Source organism: Pseudomonas rhizoryzae, assembly GCF_005250615.1.
GTDB classification, from domain to species: Bacteria; Pseudomonadota; Gammaproteobacteria; order Pseudomonadales; family Pseudomonadaceae; genus Chryseomonas; species Chryseomonas rhizoryzae.
The window spans coordinates 1-1,458 of sequence record NZ_SULM01000043.1 but is presented as its reverse complement, the minus strand read 5'-3'; the positions used below and the strand labels follow the sequence as shown (position 1 = coordinate 1,458).

Sequence of the window (1,458 nt, the reverse complement as noted above, 5' to 3'; positions counted from 1 at the left end):
CAGGGCGTGATGGCTGCGGTGACGCCGATAGGCTGCTTGATGACCAGCAGACGCTTGTCGGGTTGGTGGCCCGGAATCACATCGCCATAGACACGTTTGGCTTCTTCGGCGAACCATTCCAGGAAGGACGCCGCATAGGCGATCTCTCCGCGTGACTCACTCAGTGGCTTGCCCTGCTCCCAAGTCATCAGGAGCGCGAGGTCGTCCTGGTTCTCCAGCATCAGCTCGAACCAGCGACGCAGGCGCTGGGCTCGCTCCTTCGCGGTGAGGGCGCGCCAGCCGGGAAGGGCTCGTTCGGCGGCCTGGATGGCACGGCGGGTTTCTACCGCTCCCAGTTTCGGTACGCTACCGATGATTTCACCGCTTGCCGGGTTGGTCACAGTGAGGGTCTGGCCGCTGTCGGCCGCGACCCAGTTGCCATCGAGGTAGGCCTGCTGACGAAGCAGGCGGGGATCTTTTAGTTGCACGCTATTCATCCTTGCACTTGTCCGGGGCGGCTCAGCCGTGTACCCGTTGATTCACTGGGCTCTTGCTGCGGCCACTGTCGGCGTCCCGGTCGCCGAGCAGCGTCCGGACCTGGTCGACGATATGGCCGCCAATGGGAATGGCTGACGTGGCTGCGGGCGAAGGGGCATTGCACACGTTGATGCTGCGGGGCGTTTTGACGAACAGAAAGTCGTCGATGAGCTTGCCTTGACGAGAGACGGCTTGAGCTCTCACCCCGGCTGGATAAGGTTTGAGGTCCTGTGTGGTCAGGCTTGGGCAATATTTCTGCACCTGCTTGAGATAGCCGCCCTTGAACAGCGAATTCTTCATCTCGATCAGGCCAGGGCGCAGATTTTTCGCCAAGACCTTGAGCACACCTGGGCAGGTCAGCGTTTCCCAGAGGTCGCGCCCTGACACATCTCGCTTGCGATAGCCTTCCCGCTTGAGTGCCAGTACGGCATTGGGACCTACCGTCACGCTACCATCGATCATCCGGGTCAAATGAACCCCAAGGAAAGGCATAGCCGGATCCGGAATGGGATAGATCAAGTGATTGACGATCTGGTTATGCTGCTGGGGCAGCAAATAGTATTCGCCGCGGAAGGGGCAGATCACGAAGTCAGGCGTGAGTCCCAGCATCCGCACCACGCGATCCGCCATCAACCCAGAGCAGGTGATCAGGTAGCGACTTTGGATTTCAGCCTGACGTGTCCGGATCACGACCTCGCTTGCACGTTCTTCAAGGCCCACTACCTCCGAGTTGAAGCGAATTTCGCCACCGGCTGCGATGAAGGCGCGGCCCATGGCGGCGGTCACTTCGGCGTAGTTCACGATAGCACTGGAGGGGACGAAGATCCCCCCCTCCCCCACGATATTGGGTTCCCGCTCGCGCAATTCGGCCGCCGAAACCCAGTGACGCTCCAGGCCATTGGCCGCGGTACGCTCCCATAGCGCCTTCATGCGCGCCATTTC

The 1,458-nt window shown here is 60.9% G+C and carries 2 protein-coding genes; both read right to left on the bottom strand.

Going from position 1 to position 1,458, the window contains the following annotated elements; all coding sequences use genetic code 11:
- A partial coding sequence (locus tag FAZ11_RS24620; RefSeq protein ID WP_137283187.1) for an aldehyde dehydrogenase family protein occupies window positions 1-467 on the bottom strand: 467 nt, incomplete at its 3' end.
- Between the two features lie 31 nt (window positions 468-498).
- Window positions 499-1,458 (bottom strand): L-2-hydroxyglutarate oxidase (gene lhgO, locus FAZ11_RS24615; protein WP_137283186.1); only part of this gene is annotated, 960 nt, incomplete at its 5' end.